Origin of the sequence: Caulobacter sp. UC70_42, assembly GCF_044056025.1 — a bacterium.
Lineage (GTDB): Bacteria > Pseudomonadota > Alphaproteobacteria > Caulobacterales > Caulobacteraceae > Caulobacter.
Genome location: NZ_CP171994.1, coordinates 2,626,578 through 2,650,550 on the forward strand (window position 1 = coordinate 2,626,578; position 23,973 = coordinate 2,650,550).

The window sequence follows — 23,973 nt, forward strand, 5'->3', positions numbered from 1 at the left end:
TGATGAGAAGGGGCGAGCGGCCGTCGACGGATTTCGCCGGCTTCCGCTCGCCAGGTGGCAACCGAGAGAGTCAATTGCGATAAAAAACCTACTCTGGTTCATCTTCAAACGCAACGCTCTCTTGCTTTCCCTCGCGGAACGCCTCAACCTCGCGAAATGGGTCGTACAGCTGACTATACGAACGAACGTTGCTCGGTGGCCGCCACGCTGGAAGTCGTGGGCGATCCGTGGACGCTGCTGATCCTGCGCGACGCCTTCGCGGGGGTGAAACGCTTCGAGCAGTGGCAGGAGCGGTTGGGCGTCGCTCGCAACGTCCTGGCCGCGCGGCTGAAGACCCTGGTCGCCCACGGCGTCATGGAAACCCGCCGTTATTCCGAGCGTCCGCCGCGTCACGAATACTGGCTGACCGAAAAGGGCCTGGCCCTGTCGCCGGTGCTGCTGACCATGTCGGAGTGGGGCGACCGCTACGTCTATGGTCGCGACCAGTCGCCGGTGCTGTTCAATCACAAGGGCTGCGGCTGCGCCTTCCATCCCGTGCTGGCCTGCGAGGCCTGCGGCGAGGTCGTCCAGCGCCGCGACCTGGAACGCAGCGCGCCGCCCGAGCGAGGGCTGACCGTCGGCGAGGCCCTGGAAGCGGCCAAGATCGCGGCGGAATGAGCCGCTATCGGTTTTACGTTCACCTTACCAAGCCCGACTATCGTCTGGTCACCGCCGACGGCGCGCCGTTTCCGGCGAGCGGTCGCGAGGAAGACTGGCGCTTCACCCGCGTTCGCGAGCGCGCGGACACGAACCCGGACGTGGCTCGACTGGTCGACGAGACGGGCTACTGCCTGTTCCGCATCGGCCTGGCGTTCGACGAGATCGACTAGCCGCGCAGGATCTTCTCCATGGCCTTGCCCTTGGCCAGTTCGTCGATCAGCTTGTCCAGGTAGCGGATCTCGCGCATCAGCGGTTCGGCGACCTCTTCGACGCGGACGCCACAGACCACGCCCTTGATCTCGGCGCGGGCGGGGTTCAACCGGGGCGCCTGAGCGAAGAAGGTCTCGAGATCCGTCTTGTTGGCGAGCTGAGCCGCGAACGCCTCCGGGCTGAAGCCGGTGAGCCAGAGGATGATCTGGTCGACCTCGGCTCGGGTGCGGCCCTTCCTTTCGGCCTTGGCGACATAGGCCGGATACACGCTGGCGAACCTCATCGCATAGATGCGGGGCTTGGTCGTCACGGTCCCATCCGTTCGTTGTCGGCGGTTGTGGCCCAAAGCCTCGACCGTCCCGATTCATCCGCCCGCTGTCATTCACCATTTTTGGAAATGATTAACCGCGAACCTTAGCCATTCCTTGGCGCCTGCCTGCGTAAAACAGTCACATCAGATTTGAACGCCGCAAGGGGCAGGAATACACATGAAACTCTCGATCGCGCTCGCCGCCGGTATCGCTGGCAGCTTCTTCGTCGCTCAAGCCGCTTCGGCCGCCGGCGGCTTCGAAGACCAGATGGGCCGTTGCCTGCAGCAGTTCGCGAACACCCGTGACGCCGCCCAGGTGATGCTGGAATGCACCGCCGACGCCGGCAAGCTGTCGGACTGCAAGGTCGTCGACAACAGCGCCGCGGGCAAGGGCTTCGACAAGGCCGCCATGTGCATCGCCGAGAAGCTGCCGATGGGCGCCAAGACCGGTTCGGTGAAGGTTCCCTTCCGCTTCCCGGGCGGCGCGTAAGCATCGCTTCGTCAGCTTGACGCAAAAAGCCCCCGTCGGTTCGCCGGCGGGGGGTTTTTCGTCCTGGGGGCTGGAGCAACGCTTTCGGCGACAGCCGGGCCGCGTTCAGGTCTCCGCGAGATCCACCATCCGGGTCGTGCCGGCGATGAAGCCGCCGCCCAGCACGCGTTCCGGATCGGCCGGATCGTAGAGCACGCAGGCCTGGCCGGGCGCGACGCCTTCCTCGGCGCCGTCGAACACCACAGAGACCTTGCCGTTCCGGATCGCCAGGCGGCCGGCGACCGGCTCGCGGGTCGAGCGGACGCGGGCCAACACCGGCTGGCCGTCCTGCGCCGCCGCTTCCAGGCTGTCCTGGCCGCCAAGCCAGCTGCCTTCCTTGAGGGTGAGGGACGCGGTCAGCAGGGCCTCGCGCGGGCCGACGATGACCTGGCGCTTGTCGGCGTCGATCCTGACCACGAACAGCGGGTCGCCGACCGCGATGTTCAGGCCCCGGCGCTGGCCGATGGTGTAGCGGGTGACGCCCTCGTGGCGGCCCAGCACGCGGCCGTCCAGATGCACTATGTCGCCAGCCTCCGCGCCCTGCGGACGGATGCGGTCGATCACCGTGGTGTACTTGCCCTCGGGGACGAAGCAGATGTCCTGGCTGTCAGGCTTGTCGGCGATGGAAAGGCCTAGCCCCGCGGCGACGGCGCGCACGGTCGGCTTGTCCATCCCGCCCAGCGGGAAGCGCAGGAAGTCCAGCTGGTCGCGCGTGGTGGCGAACAGGAAATAGCTCTGATCCTTGGCCGGATCGGCCGCGCGGCGCAGCTGCGGGCGGTTGCCGCCGCCCGCGAAGGCGCGCTGGACGTAATGCCCGGTGGCCATGGCCTCGGCGCCCAGGTCGCGGGCCACATCCAGCAGGTCGCGGAACTTGACCGTCTGGTTGCAGCGCACGCAGGGGATCGGAGTCTCGCCCCGCAGATAGGCGTCGGCGAAGTCCTCGATGACCTGCTCGCGGAAGCGGCTCTCGTAGTCCAGCACATAGTGCGGGATGCCGATCCGTTCGGCGGCCATGCGGGCGTCCAGGATGTCCTGGCCGGCGCAGCAGGCGCCCTTCTTGGTGATCGCCGCGCCGTGGTCGTAGAGCTGCAGGGTGACGCCGACGACGTCATAGCCGGCCTTGGCCAGCAAGGCGGCGGTGACGGTGGAGTCCACGCCGCCGGACATGGCCGCGACGATCCGGGTTCCTTCCGGCAGGCCGACGGCCGCGCGCACCTGCTCGACCGCGCGCGCGATGAGCGCGTCGGCGTCGTTCGTGGCGGCGGGGGTCAGCAGATCGGCGTCCATCGCCGCCATATAGCGGCTAGGGAGCGCTTTTGCGAGGTTGGCGGAGGGCGCTTCTACTTCAGCACGTTCAGCAGCGACGAGGCCTGCAGGCTGGTGAACACCTGCGCCGAGGCCTGGACGGCCAGCTTGGCGGCTTCCAGGCGGGTCACGGCGTCGGCCATGTCGACATCGGTGATGCCGCCGACCATGCCGGTCAGGGTGTCGGCCTGGTTCGACAGGTCGGTGGTCGCGGCCTCGAAGCGCTTCTGGGTCACGCCGTTCTTGCCCTGCAGGTCGACCACGCCCTTCTGGGCGGCGTCGAACGTGCTCAGCAGGCCGGTCAGGAACTGGACCTGGGTGTCGTCCAGCTTGCCGGTGAAGTCGCCGTTGGCGTCGACATAGGCCTGCACCTGCTTGAAGGCGTCGAACACGTCCGTGCCGATCGCGTCGCCCAGCACGCCGGTCTTGGCGTTGGTCTGCTCGTCGATGCGGTTGGTGGTGATGTACTGATCGTTGTGGAACAGGTCGGCGGTGGTCGGTGCGGCGGTCAGGTCGGCCATGGTGGTCGCCGAGGTCGTGGCCGTGTCGGTCTTGGCGCCCGAGAACACGTAGAGCCCGTTCGACTTGGTGTTCAGCCCCTGGACCACGTCGCCGAAGGCGGCTCGCATCTGCTGCATCAGGGTGGTGGCGTTGCCGGCGGCCAGGGCGTTGGCGATGGCCGCGCGCGCGCTCCCGGTGGCGTCGGCGACGCGGCCAAGGCCGGTATCCTGCATCTCGAGGCGATTTCCGACCTGCTTTGACTGATCGAGCAAGCCGTTGATCCGTTTCTGGGTGCCGCGCATGGCGGTCAGGATCTCGGCGTTCTTGGCGTAGCCCCTCAGGTCGTTGGCGACCTTCTGGCTGGACACCTGGGCGCCCACGTCATTCTGGCGGATCTGCGCCTTCATGAGGTTGGCCGTCATGATGTTGTAGTTCTGAACGGTTGAGACGCGGGTCATGGCTTACCCCAGGATTCCGGTGAGCACGTCGAACATGTCCTTGGTCGCCTGGATCAGGCGGGCCGAGGCGTTGAAGGCCTGCTGGTAGGTGGTCAGATTGATCAGCTCTTCGTCGAGGTTCACGCCCTCTTCCGACTGCCGCTGGCTGTCGACCTCGCTGGACACCGCGTCGGCGGCGTCCTTGCGGCTGGCGGCGGTGGCGGACTTGCGGGCGATCGCGCCGCTGAAGTCGGAGGCGTAGCGATTGACGCTCATGTTGACGGCGCTGGCGTCGCCGGCGGCCGAGAAGCCGGCGGTGTTGTCGCCCGCCTTGGCCAGGGCCAGGGCCCCACGGCCGTCGCCGACCGCCAGGGCGGGATTGCCGCCGACGGCCTGGGTCAGGTCCAGCTGGGCCAGAGGCAACAGCTTTGGATTCTCGTTCATCGCCTGATTGACGAAGAACTTCTCGCCTCGGGTGCTGCGCTCGGCCGGGCCGATGCCGAACAGCTGGCTGGCCGACGGGCCGCCGACGCCGCGCTGGGTGGTGTCGGCTTGGACCGACATGGTCACCGGCGTGACGCCGTTCGACTGGAAGTTGATCTGCCCCTTGGGGTTCAGCGTGAACTGGCCATAGAGGCCGACGCCCGAAGCGCGTGAGTTCAGCGCGTCCAGCATGTCCTGCATCGTGCCGCCGACGGGCGGGTCCACGACGATGTCGCGAATCCGGCCGCCCTCGACGTCGGTCAGGCGGATGGTCATCGAGCCCGAGGTGAAGCCGTTCGGATCGGTCGCGGTCAGGCCCGTCTCGTACGGCGAGTAGCCGTTCGTGCGGATGATGTCGTTCAGCCCGAAATAGTGGCTGAAACCCTTGCCGGCCTTGGTGGCCGGACTGGTCGCGTCGTCCTGGATGGCCACGCCCAGGCCGCCGTTTCCGGTCAGGGTCAGGGCTCCGCCCGAGAAGCCGGCCGCGCCCATGCCGCCCATGGCGGTGTTCAGCTGCGCCGTGAAGTCGGACGGGTTGAAGGTGGGGCCGGCCCCGCCGTCGATGCTCATCGTGCCGGAGTCGAAGTCGATGTCGATGCGGCGCTGGATCACGCCGCTGCTGTCGGTCAGGGCGATCGTGGTCTTGCCGGTGAAGCCGGTCATGGCCGCCGTGTCGTCCAGGCCGGTGTCGCGGCCGGTCAGGCTGGTCGGGGCGGGCACGGACGAGGCGGCGTTGGCGGCGCGGTTGAGCTCCTCGGCCGCGCGCGAAGTGAACTCGCCCAACTGGTCGGACAGGTTGACCAGCTCGGTGTTGCGAACGTCCAGCAGGCCCTTGATCTCGCCGCTGGTGATGTTCAACGGGGTGGGCTGCACCGAACCGTTGGCCAGCTGCACGGTCAGATAGCCCGTGGCGGTGGCCGAGGTCTGGTAGGTCATCTTGGCCGCACCGTCGCCGGCCAGGGGCAGGCCTTCGGTCGAGCGGACATAGACCCCGCCCAGCTGGCGGGGCGTGACCTGGACGTTCATCAGCTTGGACAGTTCGTCGACCAGGCCGCTCTGGACGTTCTCGGCGCCGGTGGCGTCGGCCCCGGCCACCTTGGCGCGGGTGATGTCGGTGTTGAGGCCGTCGATCTGGCTCAGCAGGTCGTTGACGCGGTCGACATCGGCCGAGATGCGGGTGTCGGCGTCCTTGCCCAGCTTGGACAGCGACGAGGTGATGCGGCTCGATTCACTGAGGAAGTCGTCCATCCGCGTCAGCGCCTGGGTGCGCAGCAGGGACGAGGACGGATCGTCCTGGGCCGACGAGAAGGCCGAGAAGATGTCGTCCAGGGTCGAGAAGAAGCTGGTGTCGCCGCTGGGATCGCCGAACAGCTGCTGGGCGCGGTTCAGCGTGTCGGACACCACGGAGGTGCGGCCGCTGTCCGAGGCGGCGTTCAGGCTGGCCGACTGCAGGAAGCGGTCGGTCGCGCGCTTGATGGCGTCGATGCTGACGCCCACGCCCATGCCGTTGGACAGCAGGTTCGACTGGGAGATCGTCTTGCGGACGTAGCCCGTGGTGTTGACGTTGGCGATGTTGTCCGAGGTGACGCGCAGACCCGTCTGCGCGGCCATCATGCCGGACGTCGCCGTATTCATGATCGCATTCAGCGACATGCGGTAACCCCCATAAGCTCGGCAAACCGCGCAACGCACGACGCGTCGTTGCCCGGCGAAACTTGCCGGGTCACAGAGGGAATTGCGTTCCCGGTATTTGCCAAGCTACTGAATTTCATTGCGAAAAGTTCCGGTGGTCGGAAATTCGACAAGACGTCATGCGCAAGGACGGCGCCGACTGGCCCCGCGACGGGGCGACGCGGCAACTCCCGTCCCTTTCGACCGGGCGGGCTCGGCAAAAAGCGCCGCGCGGAGAGCGTTTTTGCTTCGTAAACAAGCTATTAAAATCAAATAAAACAACGGCTTGATGTCATTCTGACGAGTTGGCCCGACCGTTGCGTAAGGAGGCCGGACAAAGGCGTGTTCGTCATGGACCGCCGTCTCAACCGAGCAACGACTGCGAATGACCGCGATCGCCGCCCCCACCGCCGCTCTTCCCGCCGCGCCGCCTCCGGCCGCGAACGGGAAGTCGTCTGGCGACGGCTTCGACGCCCTGCTGGCCATCGCCGGCAAGAGCGAAGAGGCTTCCGCCCCCCGCGCCCCGTCGCGTACGGAGTCGAAGAGCGACGCTCGCGACGACGACCGCGACACCAGGGCCGCCGACAAGCCGGCCAGGACGGACAGCAAGAGCGACGCCAAGCGCGCCGATCGCGCGGACAAGGCCGACGACGCTCAAGACGCCAAGGCCGCTCGGGACTCCAAGACGGCGGACGCCGCCGACGCCAAGGCCTCGGACAAGGCCGACGCCGGCAAGGACGCCAAGAGCGACGCCGCGGACGACAAGGCCTCGGACAAGGACGCCGGCCAGAAGGATGACGCGGCGAGCGCCGCCGACGCCACGGCCCAGGCCGCCGCCGCCCTGATCGCCGCCATGACAACGCCGGTCCCGGCCCCGGCCCCGGCCGAAGTCGCCGCCGACGCTCAGCCGGCCGTGGACGCGACGGCCGTCGCCGCCGACCAGGTCGCCGATTTCGCCGCCGCCGTGCAGACGGCCCAGACCCAAGCCCAGACGACCGCGCCGGCCGCCGCCGAAGCCGCTCAGCCCGCCTCGACCCAGCAACAGACCGTCGCTGCTCAGGCGCCGGTCCAGACGGCCGCGCCGGTCGCCGCCGCGCCGGAAGGCCAGGCCGTCGACGCCGCCGCGCTCGAGGCCCTGGCCGCCCTCGCCAGCGACGAAGCGACGGCGGTCTCGACCGACGACCTGACCGCGCCCAAGGCCGCCGCCGCCAAGACCGTCGACACGGCCAAGACCGCCCCAACCCAGCCGGCCGCCGCGCAAGCGCCCGTGGCCCCGGTCGTTGCGCCTGCCGTCCAGGTCGCCGCCGAGGTGGTCGAGGCGCCGGTGGTCGAGGCCGCTCCGGTCGTCGCCGAGACCGTCGTCGCGGACGCCGCGGACGTCGCCGCCGAAGCCGCCGAACCGGAAGCCGCCCCGACGACGACCAAGACCGCCGAGGCTCCCAAGACCGCGCCGTCGCCGCTGGCCGCCCAGGCCAAGGCCGCGGACGCGGTCGCCGTCGAGACCGCCCAGGCCGTCACCGCGGTCGCGGCGGACAAGGGGCAAACGACCACCGACGCCAAGGGCTCGGACCAGACCGCCGCGACGATCGTCTCGGCCGAAGCGCCGGTCGCCGCCGCCGCCGCGGCCGCTGTCGACACCAACGCCATGGCCGTCCAGGCTCCGGCCGCCCAGGCTCAGGCCGCCAGCGCCGCCGCGCCGGCCGCGGCGGCGGCCCCCGTGCGCGGTTCGCCCGAGACCGTCGCCGCCCTGTCGGCCGAGATCCTCAAGCGCGCCGACAAGGCCACCCGCTTCGACGTGACCCTGACCCCGGACAACCTGGGCAAGGTCGACGTGCGCATCGAGATCGGCCGCGACGGCGCGGTGACCGCCTCGATGAGGTTCGACACCCTCCACGCCGCGCAGGAGCTGCGCGGCAAGGCGGGCGAACTGCGCCAGGCCCTGAACGACGCCGGCTTCAACGTGGCCGACAACGGCCTCTCGTTCGACGTCTCCAGCCAGAACAACGGCCAGAATTCCAACCCCTTCCTCGCTTTCCAGGACTTCGGCGACCAGGGACGACGCGCCTTCTCGGGCCGCGCCTTCCAGGCTTCGCTGACCGGCGAGGAAGACATCGCCATCGCCCCCGCTGACCTGCTGCCCGGCCTGAAGACGGTCGCCGACAGCGGTCTCGACATCCGCATCTAAGGAAGGACCGAGTCATGGCCACCGCCGTCTCGTCTCAGAACACCTCTTCGGTCCTCGACAAGATCAACAACTCGCGCACGTCGCTCGCCAACAACGAGCAGACGTTCCTCAAGCTGCTGACCGTCCAGTTGAAGAACCAGGACCCGCTGTCGCCCACCGACACGACCCAGATGACCAGCCAGATCACCCAGATGACGGGCGTCGAGCAGCAACTGGTCACCAACGACCTGCTGGCCGCCCTGGTCGGGATGAACACCGGCACGGGCCTGTCCGAAGGCGTCAACATGATCGGCAAGCAGGTCACCGCGACCACCGACAACTCGACCCTGAAGGACGGCAAGGCGACCTTCTCGTGGAGCCAGCCGGGCGGTTCGACCTCGCTGACGGTCGAAGTGAAGAACGCGGCCGGGAAAGTGGTCCGCACGCTACATCCGGACGACCAGAAGAGCGGCGACCACACCATCACCTGGGATGGCAAGGACGACAGCGGCGCCCAGCTGGAAGACGGCGGCGTCTACACCATCGCCGTCACCGCCAAGGGCGCCGACGGCAAGGAAATCAAGGCGACGAACATCAAGGGCCGCACCGAGGGCGTGGTCACGGCGGTCGACAACTCCACCGGCTCGCCGCAGGTCATCATCAACGGCAAGCCGGTCCCCATCGACAACGTCATCGGCGTCACCGCCGTGGCCGCCAACTCGGACACCAAGACCGACACCAAGACGGAAGACAAAGCCGCCTAGGCCGACCACCACCCTATCGAACGGGCGTCAGAAAGACGCCGACGCGGTCCCCGGAAGACGGTCTTCCCCCGGACCCAAACGCAAACAGCGCTGAACCCTTCGAACCCCTTTAGAAGCAGGAATTCAGTCATGAGCATCAACAGCGCCATGCTCGCCGGCGTCTCCGGCCTGATCGCCAACTCGTCGGCCCTGGCCGCGATCTCGGACAACATCGCCAACGTCAACACGGTCGGCTACAAGCGCTCCAGCGCCAACTTCTCGACCCTGGTGACCTCGGGCTCGAAGAACCAGGCCTACAGCGCCGGCGGCGTGAAGGCCCAGACGCACCAGTATGTCAGCCAGCAGGGCCTGACCCAGTCGACCACCTCGAACCTCGACCTTTCGATCTCGGGTTCGGGCTTCTTCGTCACCACCGAGAAGCCGGAAAACCTGACGGCGACCGACACCCGCTCGTTCACCCGCGCGGGCTCGTTCCAGCTGGACAACCTGGGTTACCTGCGCAACGACGCTGGCCTCTACCTGCAGGGCTGGCTGGCCGATCCGGTCAGCGGCATGATCACGCCCGACCCGTCGGACCTGATGCAGCTGTCGTCGATCAACGTCGGCAGCGTCGGCGGCACGGCCGAGAAGACGACCCGCGTCGGCGTCAACGCCAACCTGCGCTCGGAACAGCCGGTCGCGGCCGCCGTCTCCTACAAGGTCGGCACCGCCGGCTCGCCGTCGAAGACCAACGTCCAGGACTCGGCCCTGGTCAACCACAATTTCGACGTCGTCTACAGCTCGACGGGCGTGGCCAACCCGGTCGCCGGCAACAACGAGTACCTGGTCGACATCAAGGAAAACGGCGTGATCGTCGCCACCGGCAAGGTCGGCTACGACTCGACGGGCGCCCTGGTCAGCTCGACGATCGACTACAAGGGCGCCGCCACCCCGGCCGGCAACACCACGGACACGGCGATCAACTCGGCCGGCGACACCGTCGACCTGGTCGACCTGGGCATCTCGACCGACGCCGACGTCAAGCTGGGCAAGCTTTATGATCCGGCCACGTGGTCGATGTCGGACTACGCCCTGGACAACACCAAGGGCGTCAAGCCGGACTTCGAGATCCAGGTTCCGCTGTCGGACTCCAAGGGCGGCCAGCGCACCGTCACCCTGTCGCTGCTGAAGGGCCCGGGCCCGAACCAGTGGTACGCCGAACTGCGCGCCAAGCCGGGCGACCTAGCCAACAACGCCAACGGCCTGATCAGCTCTGGCATCATCGAATTCACCACCGATGGCAAGCTGAAGGACACGGGCAACCTGTTCGGCGGCACCAACCCGACCTCGATCTCGGTCCAGGCCTCGGGCACGCCGCTGGTGGTCCAGCCGGCGCCGCCGGCCGCGCAACTGCCGCAACCGCCGATCTGGGCCGACGCCCTGGGCATCGACACCCAGGACGTCCAGATCGACCTAGCGAACGCCGCCGGCGGCCTGACCCAGTACAACAGCCAGTCGGTCGTCCAGTCGGTGAACACCAACGGCACCGCCTTCGGCAACCTGACCAATATCGAGGTGGATGACGACGGCTACGTCTCGGCCATCTTCGACAACGGCGTCACCCGCCGGATCGCCCAGGTCGCCGTGGCCACCTTCTCGAACCCGAACGGCCTGAAGGGCGTGAACGGCAACGCCTATCGCGTCACCAACGAAAGCGGCACCTACAGCCTGAAGGCTCCGGGCCAGGGCGGGGCCGGCGCCCTGGCGCCCTCGACGCTGGAAGCTTCGACGGTCGATCTGTCTACTGAGTTTACGGGCCTGATCACCACGCAACGCGCCTACTCGGCGTCGTCGAAGATCATCACGACGGCGGATCAGATGCTTGAAGAGCTTCTGAATATTAAGCGCTGATCATAGGGATTAACGCTCTTTAATTCTTGTGTTTCACATCGAGACACTACGGACTGCTAGAGGAGCCACTCTGTTCAGGCCTTCTTTACTATTGGGATTAAGTCGCTGTTATTAGGCGGCGCCTATAGTGGCCTTCAACAGTGATGGTTGTGGGAAAGGCGTAAAGCCATGTTGCAACAGCAGCGCACGAACAGCCGGGGTGAGAAGTATGTCATCGGTCCGACCGGTGCTCCTCTTACCCTGTCCGATCTGCCGCCGCCGGAGACCCAGCGTTGGGTGATCCGTCGTAAAGCCGAGGTCGTGGCCGCCGTCCGCGGGGGGCCTGCTCTCGCTCGACGAGGCTTGCGATCGTTATAAGCTGACCAACGAGGAGTTCCTCGCCTGGCAGCAGTCGATCGACCGGCACGGCCTGGCGGGCCTGCGGACCACCCGGATCCAGCAGTACCGTTAAGGGCCGCTCGTTAGGCCATGGGGTGCGATATTATGACCGCCCCTTGCTCTTCCTGAGAACCCCGAGGCCTTGCGCCACAAAGGTTTGAAGACGTTCAGCGGCCGCCCTCGCAAGGGGGCGGCCGCGACGTTTTGGCGCCGCCCAGGCCGCCTTCCGGGCCAAGATATAAACGCCTCGTTTACCTTGTACTGGGTAAATCCTGCCTACCGATGGGCGGTTCTCGTTCGCCCGCCGGTTCCTCCTCGCGGAGGGGCGTGGGATCAAGGGTGAGGCTTCGTGGAAAGCTTTCTGGGCTCGATCAAGCAGTTTGGCGTCGGCCGTCTGGCCGCGATGCTCGGCGTTGGCGCCGGCGTCGTCGCGGTCCTGGTGGCCCTCGTCATGTTCATGGGCAAGGAGCCCAATGAGCTGCTGTATTCGAACCTGGACCTGAAGGAAGCCTCGCAGGTCACCCAGGCGCTGGACCAGGCCGGCATCAAGTACCAGACCAAGGGCGACGGCTCGACGATCATGGTGGCGCGCGACAAGGTCGCCAGCGCCCGCCTGATGGTCGCCGGCAAGGGGCTCGTGAGCTCCGGCTCCATCGGCTACGAAATCTTCGACGGCAACAACGCGCTGGGTCAGACCGACTTCGTCCAGCAGCTGAACCGTCAGCGGGCCCTGCAGGGCGAGCTGGAACGCACGATCAAGGCCATGCAGGGCGTCAACAGCGTCCGCGTCCATCTAGTGCTGCCCAAGCGCCAGCTTTTCGAGGAAGACGCCGAGCAGCCCTCGGCGGCCGTCACCATCGGCGTCGGCGCTCGCGAGCCCTCGTCGGAAATGGTCCGCGCCATCCAGAACCTGGTGTCGTCCTCGGTCCCGAACATGAAGGCCGAAAAGGTCGCGGTCATCGATCAGCATGGCAAGACCCTGTCGGCCCCCAGCGACGACAGCCTGGCCGGCAAGGAAGCCGAGGATCGTCGCACCGAGGCCGAGGCCCGCATCGCCAAGACCGTCAAGGACATGATCGAAGGCGTGCTCGGCCCGGGCAAGGCCCGCGTCAACGTCACCGCCGACCTCGACCTGAACCGCGTGACCACCCAGGAAGAGAAGTTCGACCCGGATGGTCAGGTCGTCCGCTCGGAAAGCACCAACGAGCAAGGCAACAGCGAGACCAAGAACGACGACACCTCGGGCGTCACCGCGACCTCGAACGTGCCGGGCCAGGGCGGGGCCAATGGCTTCCAGCAACTGGGCTCGCGCTCGAACGCCAACGAGAGCGTCACCAACTACGAGATCTCCAAGTCGGTCACCACGACCGTCCGCGAGCCGGGGACGATCCGCAAGGTCTCCGTGGCCGTGGCCATCGACGGCGTCTCCGCCCCTCCGGGCAAGGACGGCAAGCCGGGAGCCTATACGCCGCGCACCGCTCAGGAGATCGCCCAGATCGAGGAGTTGGTGAAGACCGCCGTGGGCTTCGACGCTCAGCGCGGCGACCAGGTGAAGGTCACCAACATCAAGTTCCCGCAGCCCGAGGACCAGGGTCTGGAGAAGCAGGGTATGCTGGCCGGCTTCGACAAGAACGACATCATGCGCTTCGCCGAACTGGGCGTCCTGGGCGTCGTGGCCCTGCTGATCCTGCTGTTCGCGGTCCGTCCGTTCATCAACAACCTGTCGACGCCGGCGCCGGGCCCGGTGGCCCTGGCCGGTCCGGGCGGCGCGCCGGTGACCCGTCTGGTCACCCTGTCGGACGGCACCCAGCAGCAGGTGGTCATCGACCAGGCGGGCGAGCCCATCGCCATCGCCGGCCCGGTCTCCGACATCGACTCGCGCATCGACATCGCCAAGATCGAGGGGCAGGTTAAGGCCTCGTCTATCAAGCGCGTGTCAGAGTTCGTCGAGAAGCATCCGGAAGAGTCCGTCGCGATCCTCCGTAACTGGCTGCACGAGTCGAACTGATGGCTATGAAAGTCGCCGTCAACGATATCAAGAACCTCTCGGGGCCCGAAAAGGCCGCGATCGTTCTGCTCGCCCTCGGCGAAGATCACACCAGGATCTGGGAAGCCCTGGACGACGAGGAGATCAAGGAAGTCTCCCAGGCCATGGCCGGCCTCGGCACGGTCTCGGCCAGCGTGGTCGAAGAGCTGCTGGTCGAGTTCGTCTCGGGCATGAGCTCGACCGGCGCGATCATGGGGTCGTACGAGCAGACCCAGCGCCTGCTGGCCTCGTTCATGCCCCAGGAGAAGGTCGACGCCCTGATGGAAGAGATCCGCGGTCCGGCGGGTCGAACCATGTGGGACAAGCTGGGCAACGTGAACGAAGCCGTTCTCGCCAACTATCTGAAGAACGAATACCCGCAGACCGTCGCGGTGGTGCTGTCGAAGGTGAAGAGCGATCACGCCGCGCGCGTGCTGGCCTGCCTGCCGGAAGACTTCGCCCTGGAATGCGTCACCCGCATGCTGCGGATGGAGCCGGTGCAGCGCGAGATCCTCGACAAGATCGAGATGACCCTGCGCACCGAATTCATGTCGAACCTGGCGCGGACGTCCAAGCGCGACAGCCACGAGATGATGGCCGAGATCTTCAACAATTTCGATCGCCAGACCGAAGCCCGCTTCATCGCGGCCCTGGAGGAGCGCAACCGCGAGGCGGCCGAGCGCATCCGGGCCCTGATGTTCGTGTTCGAGGACCTGTCGAAGCTGGACCCGGGCGGCATCCAGACCCTGCTGCGCGGCACGCCGAAGGAGCAGCTGGCCCTGGCCCTCAAGGGCGCCTCGGACAAGCTGCGCGACATGTTCTTCTCCAACATGTCGGAGCGCGCCGCCAAGATCATGCGCGAGGACATGGAAAGCATGGGCCCGGTGCGCCTGAAGGACGTCGACGCCGCCCAGGTGGGCATGGTGCAGGTCGCCAAGGACCTGGCCGCCAAGGGCGAGATCATGCTGGCCGGCTCCGGCGGCGACGACGAGCTGATCTACTGAGGCGGATGGCATGAACGACACCCCTCACCGCAAATTCGCCTTCGACACGGTCTTCGACGACCGCGGCGGCGTCGCCTACACCCCGCCGAAGGTGAAGAAGAGCTTCACGCCCGAGGAGGTCGAGGCGGCCAAGGCCCAGGCCTATCAGGACGGCGAGCGCTCGGCCGTGGCCCGCGCCGAGCAGGAGGCGGCCCACGCCCTGAACGAGGTGGCCCACGCCATCCGCGAGGCGTTCGGGTCGCTGAACCAGGTGGCCCACGAGCACCGCGAAGGCTCGGCCATGCTGGCCCTGGCCTGCGCCCGCAAGATCGCCGACGCGGCCCTGCACCATTTCCCCGAGGCTCCGGTCTCGGCGGCCCTCGAAGCCCTGGCCCGCGAGGTCGAGGCCCAGCCGCGCATCTTCGTGCGGGTGTCGCCAGAGCTCGAGGAGCGCACCCAGCAGGCGCTGGAGCACGTGGCGACCCAGATCGGCTTCCAGGGCCAGATCGTCGCCCGCGCCGACGGCGCCATGGCCCCGGCGGCCTTCACTTTCGACTGGGGGGAAGGCCGCGCCGCCTTCGATCCAGACGGCGCCGCCCAGCGCGTCGCCGAAGCGCTGGAAGCGGCCATCGCCGCCGAAGGTCTCCACGCCGAACCCCTGTTCTCCTGAAAAGGCTGATCCAAGATGGCCGAAGACAATCTCACGCTCGACGAATTCGGAGGCTCGATGCTGGCCTCCGAAATGCCGGTCGAGCTCAGCGACAAGACCGCGTCGGACCTGGCGCCGGTCTTCGACGTGCCGGTCAACATCTCGGCCGTGCTGGGACGCGCGCACATGTCCGTGGCGCAGCTGCTGCAACTGAACCAGGGGTCGATCCTGGAGCTGGACCGCAAGGTCGGCGAGGCGATCGACATCTATGTCAACAACCGCCTGGTCGCCCGGGGCGAGGTCGTCGTCGTCGACGAGCGCCTGGGCGTGACCATGACGGAAATCATCAAGGACGGCGACCAGGGCTAACGCCCCGCCGTCCGTGAGGGAGAGTGGAAAATGCGGCTTCTGGTCGTCGGAAAACTGAACGGGCAGCTCTCGGTCGCCGTGAAGATGGCGATGAACGCGGGCGCGAAGGTCTCGCACGTCGAAACGACGGAGCAGGCGACCAACGCGCTGCGGGCCGGGCAGGGCGCCGACCTGCTGATGGTCGAGTACTCGCTGGATATCGCCGGCCTGATCGCGGCCAACGAGGCCGAGCGGATGCGGGTGCCGGTGGTGGCCTGCGGCGTCGACGCCGACCCGATGCGCGCGGCCGCGGCCATCAAGGCCGGCGCCAGGAGTTCATCCCGCTGCCGCCGGACGCCGAGCTGATCGCCGCCGTCCTGGCCGCCGTCACCGACGATGAAAAGCCGATGGTCGTCCGCGACCCGGCCATGGAGTTGGTCATCAAGCTGGCCGACCAGGTCGCCCCCTCCGACGCCTCGATCCTGATCACCGGCGAAAGCGGTTCGGGTAAGGAGGTGATGGCTCGCTACGTCCACTCCAAGTCGCGCCGGGCCAAGGCGCCGTTTATCTCCGTCAACTGCGCCGCCATCCCCGAGAACCTGCTGGAGAGCGAGCTGTTCGGCCACGAGAAGGGCGCCTTCACCGGCGCCATGGCCCGCCGCATCGGCAAGTTCGAGGAAGCCGACGGCGGCACCCTGCTGCTGGACGAAATCTCGGAAATGGACGTGCGCCTGCAGGCCAAGCTGCTGCGCGCCATCCAGGAGCGCGAGATCGACCGCGTCGGCGGCTCCAAGCCGGTCAAGGTCAACATCCGCATCCTGGCCACCAGCAACCGGGACCTGGCTCAGTCCGTGAAGGACGGCGTCTTCCGCGAAGACCTGCTCTACCGCCTGAACGTCGTGAACCTGCGCCTGCCGCCGCTGCGCGAGCGCCCGGGCGACGTGATCAGCCTGTGCGAGTTCTTCGTGAAGAAGTACTCGGCCGCCAACGGCGTGGCGGAAAAGCCGATCTCGGCCGAAGCCCGCCGTCGGCTGATCGCCCACCGCTGGCCGGGCAACGTCCGCGAGCTGGAAAACGCCATGCACCGCGCGGTGCTGCTGTCGACCGGTCCGGAGATCGAGGAGTTCGCCATCCGCCTGCCGGACGGTCAGCAACTGGCCCCCGCGCCGGATGTCGCCGTCGCCCGCGGCGCCCAGATGGCCGCCGACGCCGTCTCGCGCACCTTCGTCGGCTCGACCGTCGCCGAGGTCGAGCAGAAGCTGATCATCGACACGCTGGAGCATTGCCTGGGCAACCGCACGCACGCCGCCAACATCCTGGGCATCTCGATCCGCACGCTGCGCAACAAGCTGAAGGAATACAGCGACGCCGGCGTTCCGGTGCCGCCGCCGCAAGGGGGCGTGGGCGCCGCAGCCTAGGTGCGAACTCCATGGCTCTGCGCCGCGACCATCCGTCCGGCGCCGAACATGGCTAATTCTCGTTAAGGAGATGGCGGCGGACCGCAAATCGCTTCAAGCGCTGGTCTAGCTTACCCATCAACGGTTCAAGGTTCAGCATGGCCGACGCCGCCGCCCCGACCGCCCGATCCGTTCCCAGCGCGCGCTCGCTGCTGGACGGTTTCCTGCGCGGCGAAATGGGCCTGGCCCTGGGCGTCGTGGGCATCATCGTCCTGCTCATCCTGCCGGTTCCGCCGGTCTTGCTGGACATGCTGCTGGCCATCTCGGTGACTGGATCCGTGCTGATCCTGATGACCGCGATCCTGATCAAGCGGCCGCTGGAATTCACCTCGTTCCCGACCGTCCTCCTGGTGTCGACGCTGTATCGCCTGGGCCTGAACGTCGCCTCGACCCGCCTGATCCTCGGCCACGGCCAGGAGGGCACGGGCGGGGCCGGCGCGGTCATCGAGGCCTTTGGTCACCTGATGATGCAGGGCAACTTCGTCATCGGGGTGATCGTCTTCATCATCCTGGTGGTGGTGAACTTCATGGTCGTCACCAAGGGTTCGGGCCGGATCGCCGAAGTCGCCGCCCGCTTCACCCTGGACTCCATGCCCGGCAAGCAGATGGCGATCGACGCCGACCTGTCGACCGGCCTGATCGACCAGGAAGGCGCCAAGCTGCGCCGCAAGGAGCTGGAACAGGAAAGCACGTTCTTCGGCGCCATGGACGGCGCCAGCAAGTTCGTGAAGGGCGACGCGATCGCCGGCCTGATCATCACCGGCATCAATGTCGTCGGCGGCATCATCATCGGCGTCGTGCAGCACAAGCTGCCGATCGGCCAGGCCGCCTCGACCTACACCATCATGACCATCGGCGACGGTCTGGTCAGCCAGATCCCGGCCCTGATCATCTCGATCGCCGCCGGCATGGTCGTTTCGAAGGCCGGCGTCGAAGGTTCGGCCGACAAGGCCCTGACGACCCAGCTGGCCATGAACCCGGCGGGTCTGGGCATGGTCTCGGCCTCGGCCGGCATCATCGCCCTGATCCCGGGCATGCCGATCATCCCGTTCGCGGTGCTGTCGCTGGGCGCCGGGGCCCTGGCCTACAAGCGCATCCAGGACGCCAAGAAGCCCAAGCCCATCGATCCATCCCTGCTCGAGGCCGCCTCCGCCCCCGCCGAGGCGGAAGAGGAGCCGATCAGCGCCTCGCTGGCCATCGACGACGTCAAGATCGAGCTGGGCTACGGCCTGCTGACCCTGATCAACGACCTGGACGGCCGCAAGCTGACCGACCAGATCCGCGCCCTGCGCAAGACCCTGGCCGGCGAGTTCGGCTTCGTCATGCCGCCCGTCCGGATCCTCGACAACATGCGCCTGGCCAACCAGGGCTACGCCATCCGCATCAAGGAAATGGAAGCCGGCGCCGGCGAAGTGCGCCTGGGCTCCCTGATGGCCATGGACCCGCGCGGCGGCCAGGTCGAGCTGCCCGGCGAACACGTGCGCGAGCCCGCCTTCGGCCTGCCGGCCACCTGGATCGCCGACGACCTGCGCGAGGAAGCCACCTTCCGCGGCTACACGGTCGTCGACCCGGCCACGGTGCTGACCACGCACCTGACCGAGATCCTCAAGGAGAACATGGCCGACCTGCTGTCCTACGCCGAGGTGCAGAAGCTCCTGAAGGAGCTGCCCGAGTCGCAGAAGAAGCTGGTCGACGACCTGATCCCGGGCACGGCCACCGCCGCCACGGTGCAGCGCGTGCTGCAATCGCTGCTGCGGGAGCGCGTCTCGATCCGCGACCTGCCGCAGATCCTGGAAGGCATCGGCGAGGCCGCGCCGCACACCGCCTCGGTCACCCTGCTGGTCGAGCAGGTGCGCGCCCGCCTGTCGCGCCAGCTGTGCTGGGCCAATCGCGGCGACGACGGCGCCCTGCCGATCATCACCCTGTCCGCCGACTGGGAGCAGGCCTTCGCCGAAGCCCTGATCGGTCCCGGCGACGACAAGCAACTGGCCCTGCCGCCCTCGCGCCTGCAGGACTTCATCCGCGGCGTCCGCGACGCTTTCGAGCGCGCGGCCCTGGCTGGCGAACACGCCGTGCTGCTGACCAGCCCGGGCGTCCGCCCCTATGTCCGCTCGATCATCGAACGCTTCCGCGGCCAGACCGTGGTGATGAGCCAGAACGAGATCCACCCCCGCGCCCGTCTGAAGACGGTAGGGATGGTCTAGGGATACGGTGACTTTCGGTCATCGCCCCGGGGGGACTTTCGACCCATCTCGGACTTTTAGCGCCTCGCTCACGTGAAGTGTGAGCTACCGCACGATATAGCTGCTGCTTGGGCATCTGATGGGCGATGCATCGCTTATCCAATCCAGACCCAGCCGCCCTTTGCGCACCACGATGCGAACGCATCCCCCTCTACGAAGAAACCTATCTCGCTCGGCTGTAGACTCGAGATCCGCCCTCCAGCCTGAGCCAATTTCGGCAAGCTTGTAGTGCTTTATGCCCGGGCTTCGAACGGATTTTGCGCCTCCGTCGTAGCCAACGATCCTCATATCGTGAGCGCGCCCAGGCGCTGAGCCGTGCGCATTGATCCAGACCAAGCTCCCGCTAAGCCAGACAATTCCAGTAATTGTGAGAAAAAATATCCAGGCTTCGCGCGAAGAGTATACTCTCTCGACGCGCCATAAGAACACACCAAGAAACAATGCACCCCAAACCAGCTTAACGCGCGACGCATTTACGAAGCCGGTTTGCAAATCGCCGGGTAACGCTGCAAGCGGAACGAACAGGATCAGCGCCCACACCACAAGGAGCGCCACGACGCCTAAGGCGCCTAGCAGCCAGCGCGCAATTCCTCCTAACAATTCTCGCTCCGGTGGTTGAGTGGCAGGTGTGCCATTTTCGACCCTTGGAAGTAGTAGAGCAGCCGGATCGACCTGTGCAGTTGGATTCGGCCAACGTACACCCTGCTGTGAGCAGGGCCGCAACCCACCCATCACTGCCTCTCGAAACGTCGGCTTAGCCGTCCCCCGCCTTAGGCCGCTCTCGCCGCCGCGCCAGGCGCCGGGCGGTACGTCTCGGCGTCGCTGGTGAATTCGGCGTGGCCGTATCGCGCCAGCTGGCGCTTGAGCTTGGCGACCAGGCGCGCGTCGGCCAGGTCCGAGACGCCCGGGACGTTGCGCGCCAGGCGGTAGGCCAGCAGCTGGCTGGTCACCAGCAGCGCCACGACGCCGAACATCATGAAGTCGCGGGGACCGATCTCGACGCCCATGCGCCTCGCGGCCGCGACGTCGCCGTTCATGAAGTTGCGCAGGAAGAACACCTTGGAGAAGCGGCGCTCGACCTTGTCGAACAGGCGGTTCTCGGGGCGCTCGTCCGGCGGCAGGTAGGCGTTCAGCGTGGCCCGGACCAGCTCGCCGCAGGTGGCGTCGTCGAAGCCGGCGCGCAGGGTGCCGCTGCGGGCGTTCATGGTATCGACCACGCCCTGCGGGGTGTCGGCCAGCAGGTCCTCGGGCAGGCCCAGCAGGAAGCAGCGGTAGCGGGCCAGCTCGACCCGCGCGCGCTCATCTGCGGTGAAGGTCTTCCGGCCCTGGCCGACGATCTTGTAGCTCATCAGGAAGATCGGGATCAGGCCGGCGGGCATCTGGTCGACCTGCGGGATCGGGATGCCATACACGCCGACGTCCCAGCGGTCCGAGCGCTTCAGGGCGTTGAACCGCACCATGGAGTGCATCAGCCGCACCATGGCGGCGGCCTTGAAGCCCGCCCCGTGGCGCTCCAGCGAGCCGGGCAGCAGGGTGGTGGTGAAGAAGGTCGCCGTCTCGTTGACCCGGCGGGCGGCCGTGTCGTTCGACAGGGTCCCGGTCAGGGCCATCGGCAGGGCGGCGTACTTGTTCATGAAGGTGGCGATGAACGCGCCCCGGATCGCGAACGGCCCCAGATTGGCGGCGGCGTTGCGGTCCAGCCGCTGGCCCTCGCGCACCAGGTCCATATCGACCCAGGCGGGCGTCGCCTCCATGTCGGCGATGAAGGCGGCCAGTTCCGGCGGCGCGTCCGGCAAGGCCGCGACGCCTTCGTCGCAGGCCTTGGTCAGCATCTGGACCAGCGGGCGAAAGCCATATCGCGGCATCAGGGCGGCATAGGCGTCGGCCACCACGTCGCCCAGCAGGGTGTAGGCCTTGATCAGGGCGACCTTTCCCGGGTCGAGTTCACGCAGGCGCGGCGCGACGCTGGCTTTCGGATCGTCGGTGAAGCGTTCGGGCATGAGGTCGAAATCGATGTCGCCATAGAGCGCGGGCAGGGCGGTCTTCTGCGACGCGACCTTGGCCCGGACCTTTTCGAGGGCGGCGTTCATGGGAACTCCTGGCGTAGCGGAACCGAGACGGATCCAACTGTTCGGCGCTAGGTTAAGCCCACGGGAACCCGACGCTACTCGCCTTGCCCGCATCTCGGAGGCCAAACCACAAGTGACTGAAAAGACGAGGCGAACGCCGCGCCAGTCGCGCTCCGAAGCGACGGTGGACGCGATTCTGGAAGCGGCCTTTCAACTTCTCGAGGCCGATGGCGTCGAAGCCCTGACCACCAACCACATCGCCGAGCGGGCCGGGGTCAGCGTCGGCACGCTCTACCAGTATTTCGCCGGCAAGCAGGCGATCCTGGCGGCCCTGGCTCAGCGCCGCGCCGCCGCCGCCCGCGACCGCATCGCCGAGATCGTCATCGCCAATTCCAGCGTGGAGCGACCTGAACTGGGGGCGGTGCGCCTGATCGTCCGCACCCTGGCCACCGCCTTCGAGGGCTCGCCCGCCACCCGCCGCGCGCTGCTGGACGCCCTGACCCTGGCGGGCGGCGACGACGTCGTCATGCGTCACCACCTGACGTTCTTCGACACGATCGCCGGCAAGACCGCCTTCGGCTTTCCGTTGTCGCCCGAGGCGGGCTTCGTCCTGACCCACGCGGTGGTCGGATTGCTGCGCGCGGCGACCGCCGAGACCGAGCTGGCGCTGAACCCCGCGCGGCTGGAGGACGAGCTGGTGCGGCTGATGGAAGCCTATATCGGGGCCCTGGTCGCGGCCCCTCATGGCGACGGGAACTCGCCCCGGTAGAACGTCGCGTCGACTCGCCGACGGAACCGTGTCCGCAAGGTCACGTTGTTTCCGGCAAGGGAGGGGCCCCTTTCGACGGAGAGTGACCATGACCAACAAGATCGCCCTGCTCGCCGCCGCCGCGACCCTGACGTTCGCCGGCGCCGCTTTCGCCCAGAGCACGACCACCACCACGACCCCGGCCGCGCCGACCACCGGCGCCATGCCGCCGGCCTCGACCACCATGCCGGCGCCGACTTAGTCCACGACCACCACGACGCCGACTCAGAGCACGACCACCACGACCACGCCGTCGGCTTCGACCACGACTCAGACCACCACCCCGTCCGCCGACGCCGCGGGCGCGCCGACCTCGGCCAGTGTCGCCAGCTTCAAGGTCGGTTCGGCCGTGAAGGACGCCGGCGGCGTCTCGGTCGGCCAGATCACCGGCACCAGCACCGGCGCCGACGGCTCGACCAACGTCATCGTCACCAATGGCGGTGTGAAGTTCGCCCTGCCGGCCAACAGCCTGAGCGCGGGCGCGGACGGCAGTGTCTCGACCACGGCCACCAAGGCCCAGATCGACGCCACGGTCGCGGGCGCCAAGCCGCAGTAAAGCGTCACGCCGCACCGCTGAAACCATCGCGAGCCCGCTCGGCATTGCCGAGCGGGCTCGTCACTGATAGCGATGCCTTCACAAAGGGGCGTTTTCCGCCGATTTGGGGTTCCGTATGCCTCCGGCCAATAAGACTAAGCGTGGGTCCAACTCGCTGCTCTGGGACTTGCTGACGTTCGATCGTCTGGTCACCGGGCCGGTGATTCACTTCATCTATTGGGCTGGCCTCGGGGTCGTGGCCCTGTTCGGCTTTTCGGTCGTCGGCGCCGCCGTGGGCCTGGCGCTGAAGGAGCCGGGCGTCGGCTCGCTGCTGCTGGCCTTCCCGGTGCTGGTCGCCGGCCTGCTGGTCGCAGGCGCGCTGGTCCTGCTTTGGCGCGCCTTCTGCGAGTTCTACGTCGCCATCTTCCGGATCAGCGAGGACCTGCGGGCCCTGCGCCAGACCAGCGACGCCGATCACGCCGCCATCCGGGCTCGCCAGGCGGCGCAGCCGCCGCGTACTCAGGTTTAAGGCCGCTACTTCGCGACGGTTTTCAGCTGATCGCGCAGCGCGCCCATCGTCTCCAGCGGCATGTCGAGCGCGCAGAACAGCTTTTCGGGGATGGAGACCGCCTGATCGCGCAGGGCGCGGCCCTTGTCGGTCAGCGCCACGATGACCCGCCGCTCGTCCTCCGGATCCCGGGCGCGCTCGACAAGACCGCCGGCTTCAAGGCGCTTGAGCAGCGGGGTCAGGGTGCTTGAATCCAGGTCCAGGGCGTCGCCCAGGGCCCCGACGGTCCGGGGACTGGCCTCCCACAGCACCAGCATGGCCAGATACTGCGGATAGGTCAGCCCCAGGGCGTCCAGCATGGGCCGGTAGAGCCGCGTCATCCGGTTGGCCGCGCCGTAGAGGGCGAAGCACAGCTGGTTGTCGAGGCGCAGGACCTCGATAGGACCATCGGACGGTGCGGACTTCTTCTGGCTCATGACATTACGGCTTTAGGCCGCCTTCACGGTGATGGCCACGTCGACATTGCCGCGCGTGGCGTTCGAATAGGGGCAGACTTGGTGGGCGGTCGCAACCAGCGCCTCGGCGTCGGCTTGGCTCAGGCCCTGGGTTTCGACCTCCAGCGCGACTTCCAGCTTGAAACCGACCTCTTGCGTGGCGAGGCCGACCTGGCCGGTCACGGTCGAGCCGGTCAGCGCGATCTTCTGGGTGCGCGCGACATGGGCCATGGCGCTCTGGAAGCAGGCGGCGTAGCCGGCGGCGAACAGCTGCTCGGGGTTCGTGCCGGTTTCCTTGCCGCCCAGGGCCTTGGGCATCGACAGCTGGACGTCCAGCAGGCCGTCTTCGCTGCGGGCGTGGCCGTCACGGCCGCCGACGACGGTGGCGCGGGTGGTGTAGAGGGTGGTCATGGGAGTCTCCTTGGCCTGAAGTGATGCGAACGATTTAATCGTGCGCGATATAAATGCAAGAGCTCGGCGATGAAAAAGATCGTGCGCGATTATTTTCTGTG

22 protein-coding genes and 2 pseudogenes are annotated in these 23,973 nt (G+C 67.3%); 17 read left to right on the top strand and 7 right to left on the bottom strand.

All coding sequences use genetic code 11. The features are described from left to right. Nucleotides 1-156: 156 nt before the first annotated feature. Both ACHMW8_RS13275 and ACHMW8_RS13280 read left to right on the top strand, forming a co-directional pair. Nucleotides 157-657, top strand: coding sequence for a helix-turn-helix domain-containing protein (locus tag ACHMW8_RS13275; protein WP_125156037.1), 501 nt, complete (start codon nucleotides 157-159; stop codon nucleotides 655-657). Further along, nucleotides 654-869, top strand: a complete 216-nt coding sequence (locus ACHMW8_RS13280) for a hypothetical protein (RefSeq protein ID WP_125156038.1) — start codon at nucleotides 654-656, stop codon at nucleotides 867-869. The genes ACHMW8_RS13275 and ACHMW8_RS13280 overlap by 4 nt, the downstream gene beginning before the upstream one ends. Here ACHMW8_RS13280 and ACHMW8_RS13285 read toward each other — a convergent pair. Continuing rightward, nucleotides 866-1,192 (bottom strand): DUF2200 domain-containing protein, encoded by a 327-nt coding sequence (locus ACHMW8_RS13285; protein WP_395445969.1) that lies wholly within the window; start codon nucleotides 1,190-1,192, stop codon nucleotides 866-868. The two genes, ACHMW8_RS13280 and ACHMW8_RS13285, sit on opposite strands and share 4 nt — an antisense overlap. 205 nt (nucleotides 1,193-1,397) lie before the next feature. On the opposite strand from ACHMW8_RS13285, the gene ACHMW8_RS13290 reads away from it, so the two are divergent. After that, nucleotides 1,398-1,709, top strand: coding sequence for a hypothetical protein (locus ACHMW8_RS13290; protein WP_125156040.1), 312 nt, complete (start codon nucleotides 1,398-1,400; stop codon nucleotides 1,707-1,709). Between the two features lie 105 nt (nucleotides 1,710-1,814). On the opposite strand, the gene mnmA is transcribed toward ACHMW8_RS13290, so the two are convergent. The 3 genes from mnmA to flgK are packed head-to-tail and all read right to left on the bottom strand — an operon-like array spanning nucleotide 1,815 to nucleotide 6,127. Further along, entirely contained in the window at nucleotides 1,815-3,035 is a 1,221-nt protein-coding gene (mnmA, locus tag ACHMW8_RS13295; protein ID WP_395445792.1) for a tRNA 2-thiouridine(34) synthase MnmA, read from the bottom strand. A 53-nt stretch (nucleotides 3,036-3,088) separates the two neighbouring features. Next, nucleotides 3,089-4,012 (bottom strand): flagellin, encoded by a 924-nt coding sequence (locus ACHMW8_RS13300; RefSeq protein ID WP_395445793.1) that lies wholly within the window; start codon nucleotides 4,010-4,012, stop codon nucleotides 3,089-3,091. Between the two features lie 3 nt (nucleotides 4,013-4,015). After that, on the bottom strand, nucleotides 4,016-6,127 hold the full coding sequence (flgK, locus tag ACHMW8_RS13305; RefSeq protein ID WP_395445794.1) for a flagellar hook-associated protein FlgK: 2,112 nt from the start codon (nucleotides 6,125-6,127) through the stop codon (nucleotides 4,016-4,018). 403 nt (nucleotides 6,128-6,530) lie between these two features. On the opposite strand from flgK, the gene ACHMW8_RS13310 reads away from it, so the two are divergent. The 10 genes and pseudogenes from ACHMW8_RS13310 (at nucleotide 6,531) to flhA (ending at nucleotide 19,008) form a co-directional block, all read left to right on the top strand. Next, the gene (locus ACHMW8_RS13310) at nucleotides 6,531-8,330 is read left to right on the top strand and encodes a flagellar hook-length control protein FliK (protein WP_395445795.1); all 1,800 of its coding nucleotides are present in this window, start codon (nucleotides 6,531-6,533) and stop codon (nucleotides 8,328-8,330) included. 14 nt (nucleotides 8,331-8,344) lie between these two features. Further along, nucleotides 8,345-9,073: a flagellar hook assembly protein FlgD gene (locus ACHMW8_RS13315; RefSeq protein ID WP_125156043.1), complete on the top strand. Its 729-nt coding sequence runs from the start codon at nucleotides 8,345-8,347 to the stop codon at nucleotides 9,071-9,073. A 129-nt stretch (nucleotides 9,074-9,202) separates the two neighbouring features. Next, the gene (gene flgE / locus ACHMW8_RS13320) at nucleotides 9,203-10,963 is read left to right on the top strand and encodes a flagellar hook protein FlgE (protein ID WP_125156044.1); all 1,761 of its coding nucleotides are present in this window, start codon (nucleotides 9,203-9,205) and stop codon (nucleotides 10,961-10,963) included. 168 nt (nucleotides 10,964-11,131) lie between these two features. Continuing rightward, nucleotides 11,132-11,414: pseudogene (gene sciP, locus ACHMW8_RS13325) on the top strand (CtrA inhibitor SciP). A gap of 276 nt (nucleotides 11,415-11,690) precedes the next feature. Next, entirely contained in the window at nucleotides 11,691-13,349 is a 1,659-nt protein-coding gene (gene fliF / locus ACHMW8_RS13330; RefSeq protein WP_395445796.1) for a flagellar basal-body MS-ring/collar protein FliF, read from the top strand. Next, on the top strand, nucleotides 13,349-14,371 hold the full coding sequence (gene fliG, locus ACHMW8_RS13335; RefSeq protein ID WP_125156046.1) for a flagellar motor switch protein FliG: 1,023 nt from the start codon (nucleotides 13,349-13,351) through the stop codon (nucleotides 14,369-14,371). The genes fliF and fliG overlap by 1 nt, the downstream gene beginning before the upstream one ends. A 10-nt stretch (nucleotides 14,372-14,381) precedes the next feature. Beyond that, on the top strand, nucleotides 14,382-15,020 hold the full coding sequence (locus ACHMW8_RS13340; protein ID WP_125156047.1) for a flagellar assembly protein FliH: 639 nt from the start codon (nucleotides 14,382-14,384) through the stop codon (nucleotides 15,018-15,020). A 15-nt stretch (nucleotides 15,021-15,035) separates the two neighbouring features. Further along, nucleotides 15,036-15,368: a flagellar motor switch protein FliN gene (gene fliN, locus ACHMW8_RS13345; protein ID WP_125156048.1), complete on the top strand. Its 333-nt coding sequence runs from the start codon at nucleotides 15,036-15,038 to the stop codon at nucleotides 15,366-15,368. Nucleotides 15,369-15,398: 30 nt separating this feature from the next. Then, nucleotides 15,399-16,765: pseudogene (gene flbD, locus ACHMW8_RS13350) on the top strand (sigma-54-dependent transcriptional regulator FlbD). Between the two features lie 137 nt (nucleotides 16,766-16,902). After that, entirely contained in the window at nucleotides 16,903-19,008 is a 2,106-nt protein-coding gene (gene flhA / locus ACHMW8_RS13355; RefSeq protein WP_125156050.1) for a flagellar biosynthesis protein FlhA, read from the top strand. An 809-nt stretch (nucleotides 19,009-19,817) separates the two neighbouring features. Here flhA and ACHMW8_RS13360 read toward each other — a convergent pair. Continuing rightward, nucleotides 19,818-21,137: a DUF2236 domain-containing protein gene (locus ACHMW8_RS13360; protein ID WP_395445797.1), complete on the bottom strand. Its 1,320-nt coding sequence runs from the start codon at nucleotides 21,135-21,137 to the stop codon at nucleotides 19,818-19,820. A 112-nt stretch (nucleotides 21,138-21,249) separates the two neighbouring features. Between ACHMW8_RS13360 and ACHMW8_RS13365 the strand changes: the two genes are divergently transcribed. From ACHMW8_RS13365 to ACHMW8_RS13380, 4 genes are all read left to right on the top strand, one after another. Continuing rightward, nucleotides 21,250-21,885, top strand: coding sequence for a TetR/AcrR family transcriptional regulator (locus tag ACHMW8_RS13365; protein WP_395445798.1), 636 nt, complete (start codon nucleotides 21,250-21,252; stop codon nucleotides 21,883-21,885). 88 nt (nucleotides 21,886-21,973) lie between these two features. After that, the gene (locus ACHMW8_RS13370) at nucleotides 21,974-22,126 is read left to right on the top strand and encodes a hypothetical protein (protein WP_395445799.1); all 153 of its coding nucleotides are present in this window, start codon (nucleotides 21,974-21,976) and stop codon (nucleotides 22,124-22,126) included. 147 nt (nucleotides 22,127-22,273) lie between these two features. Continuing rightward, the gene (locus ACHMW8_RS13375; protein WP_395445800.1) at nucleotides 22,274-22,480 is read left to right on the top strand and encodes a hypothetical protein; all 207 of its coding nucleotides are present in this window, start codon (nucleotides 22,274-22,276) and stop codon (nucleotides 22,478-22,480) included. A 103-nt stretch (nucleotides 22,481-22,583) separates the two neighbouring features. Then, on the top strand, nucleotides 22,584-22,988 hold the full coding sequence (locus ACHMW8_RS13380) for a DUF4282 domain-containing protein (RefSeq protein WP_395445801.1): 405 nt from the start codon (nucleotides 22,584-22,586) through the stop codon (nucleotides 22,986-22,988). Between the two features lie 5 nt (nucleotides 22,989-22,993). On the opposite strand, the gene ACHMW8_RS13385 is transcribed toward ACHMW8_RS13380, so the two are convergent. Further along, nucleotides 22,994-23,443: a MarR family winged helix-turn-helix transcriptional regulator gene (locus tag ACHMW8_RS13385; protein ID WP_395445802.1), complete on the bottom strand. Its 450-nt coding sequence runs from the start codon at nucleotides 23,441-23,443 to the stop codon at nucleotides 22,994-22,996. Nucleotides 23,444-23,455: 12 nt separating this feature from the next. Next, nucleotides 23,456-23,872: an organic hydroperoxide resistance protein gene (locus ACHMW8_RS13390; protein WP_047410442.1), complete on the bottom strand. Its 417-nt coding sequence runs from the start codon at nucleotides 23,870-23,872 to the stop codon at nucleotides 23,456-23,458. Nucleotides 23,873-23,973 lie beyond the last annotated feature (101 nt).

What these genes read in the sequence shown, in the direction of transcription:
- ACHMW8_RS13275 (WP_125156037.1), top strand. Translation starts at nt 157, where the DNA reads ATGGGTCGTACAGCTGACTATACGAACGAACGTTGCTCGGTGGCCGCC.
- ACHMW8_RS13280 (WP_125156038.1), top strand. Translation starts at nt 654, where the DNA reads ATGAGCCGCTATCGGTTTTACGTTCACCTTACCAAGCCCGACTATCGT.
- ACHMW8_RS13285 (WP_395445969.1), bottom strand. Translation starts at nt 1,192, where the DNA reads ATGAGGTTCGCCAGCGTGTATCCGGCCTATGTCGCCAAGGCCGAAAGG.
- ACHMW8_RS13290 (WP_125156040.1), top strand. Translation starts at nt 1,398, where the DNA reads ATGAAACTCTCGATCGCGCTCGCCGCCGGTATCGCTGGCAGCTTCTTC.
- mnmA (WP_395445792.1), bottom strand. Translation starts at nt 3,035, where the DNA reads ATGGACGCCGATCTGCTGACCCCCGCCGCCACGAACGACGCCGACGCG.
- ACHMW8_RS13300 (WP_395445793.1), bottom strand. Translation starts at nt 4,012, where the DNA reads ATGACCCGCGTCTCAACCGTTCAGAACTACAACATCATGACGGCCAAC.
- flgK (WP_395445794.1), bottom strand. Translation starts at nt 6,127, where the DNA reads ATGTCGCTGAATGCGATCATGAATACGGCGACGTCCGGCATGATGGCC.
- ACHMW8_RS13310 (WP_395445795.1), top strand. Translation starts at nt 6,531, where the DNA reads ATGACCGCGATCGCCGCCCCCACCGCCGCTCTTCCCGCCGCGCCGCCT.
- ACHMW8_RS13315 (WP_125156043.1), top strand. Translation starts at nt 8,345, where the DNA reads ATGGCCACCGCCGTCTCGTCTCAGAACACCTCTTCGGTCCTCGACAAG.
- flgE (WP_125156044.1), top strand. Translation starts at nt 9,203, where the DNA reads ATGAGCATCAACAGCGCCATGCTCGCCGGCGTCTCCGGCCTGATCGCC.
- fliG (WP_125156046.1), top strand. Translation starts at nt 13,349, where the DNA reads ATGGCTATGAAAGTCGCCGTCAACGATATCAAGAACCTCTCGGGGCCC.
- ACHMW8_RS13340 (WP_125156047.1), top strand. Translation starts at nt 14,382, where the DNA reads ATGAACGACACCCCTCACCGCAAATTCGCCTTCGACACGGTCTTCGAC.
- fliN (WP_125156048.1), top strand. Translation starts at nt 15,036, where the DNA reads ATGGCCGAAGACAATCTCACGCTCGACGAATTCGGAGGCTCGATGCTG.
- flhA (WP_125156050.1), top strand. Translation starts at nt 16,903, where the DNA reads ATGGCCGACGCCGCCGCCCCGACCGCCCGATCCGTTCCCAGCGCGCGC.
- ACHMW8_RS13360 (WP_395445797.1), bottom strand. Translation starts at nt 21,137, where the DNA reads ATGAACGCCGCCCTCGAAAAGGTCCGGGCCAAGGTCGCGTCGCAGAAG.
- ACHMW8_RS13370 (WP_395445799.1), top strand. Translation starts at nt 21,974, where the DNA reads ATGACCAACAAGATCGCCCTGCTCGCCGCCGCCGCGACCCTGACGTTC.
- ACHMW8_RS13385 (WP_395445802.1), bottom strand. Translation starts at nt 23,443, where the DNA reads ATGAGCCAGAAGAAGTCCGCACCGTCCGATGGTCCTATCGAGGTCCTG.
- ACHMW8_RS13390 (WP_047410442.1), bottom strand. Translation starts at nt 23,872, where the DNA reads ATGACCACCCTCTACACCACCCGCGCCACCGTCGTCGGCGGCCGTGAC.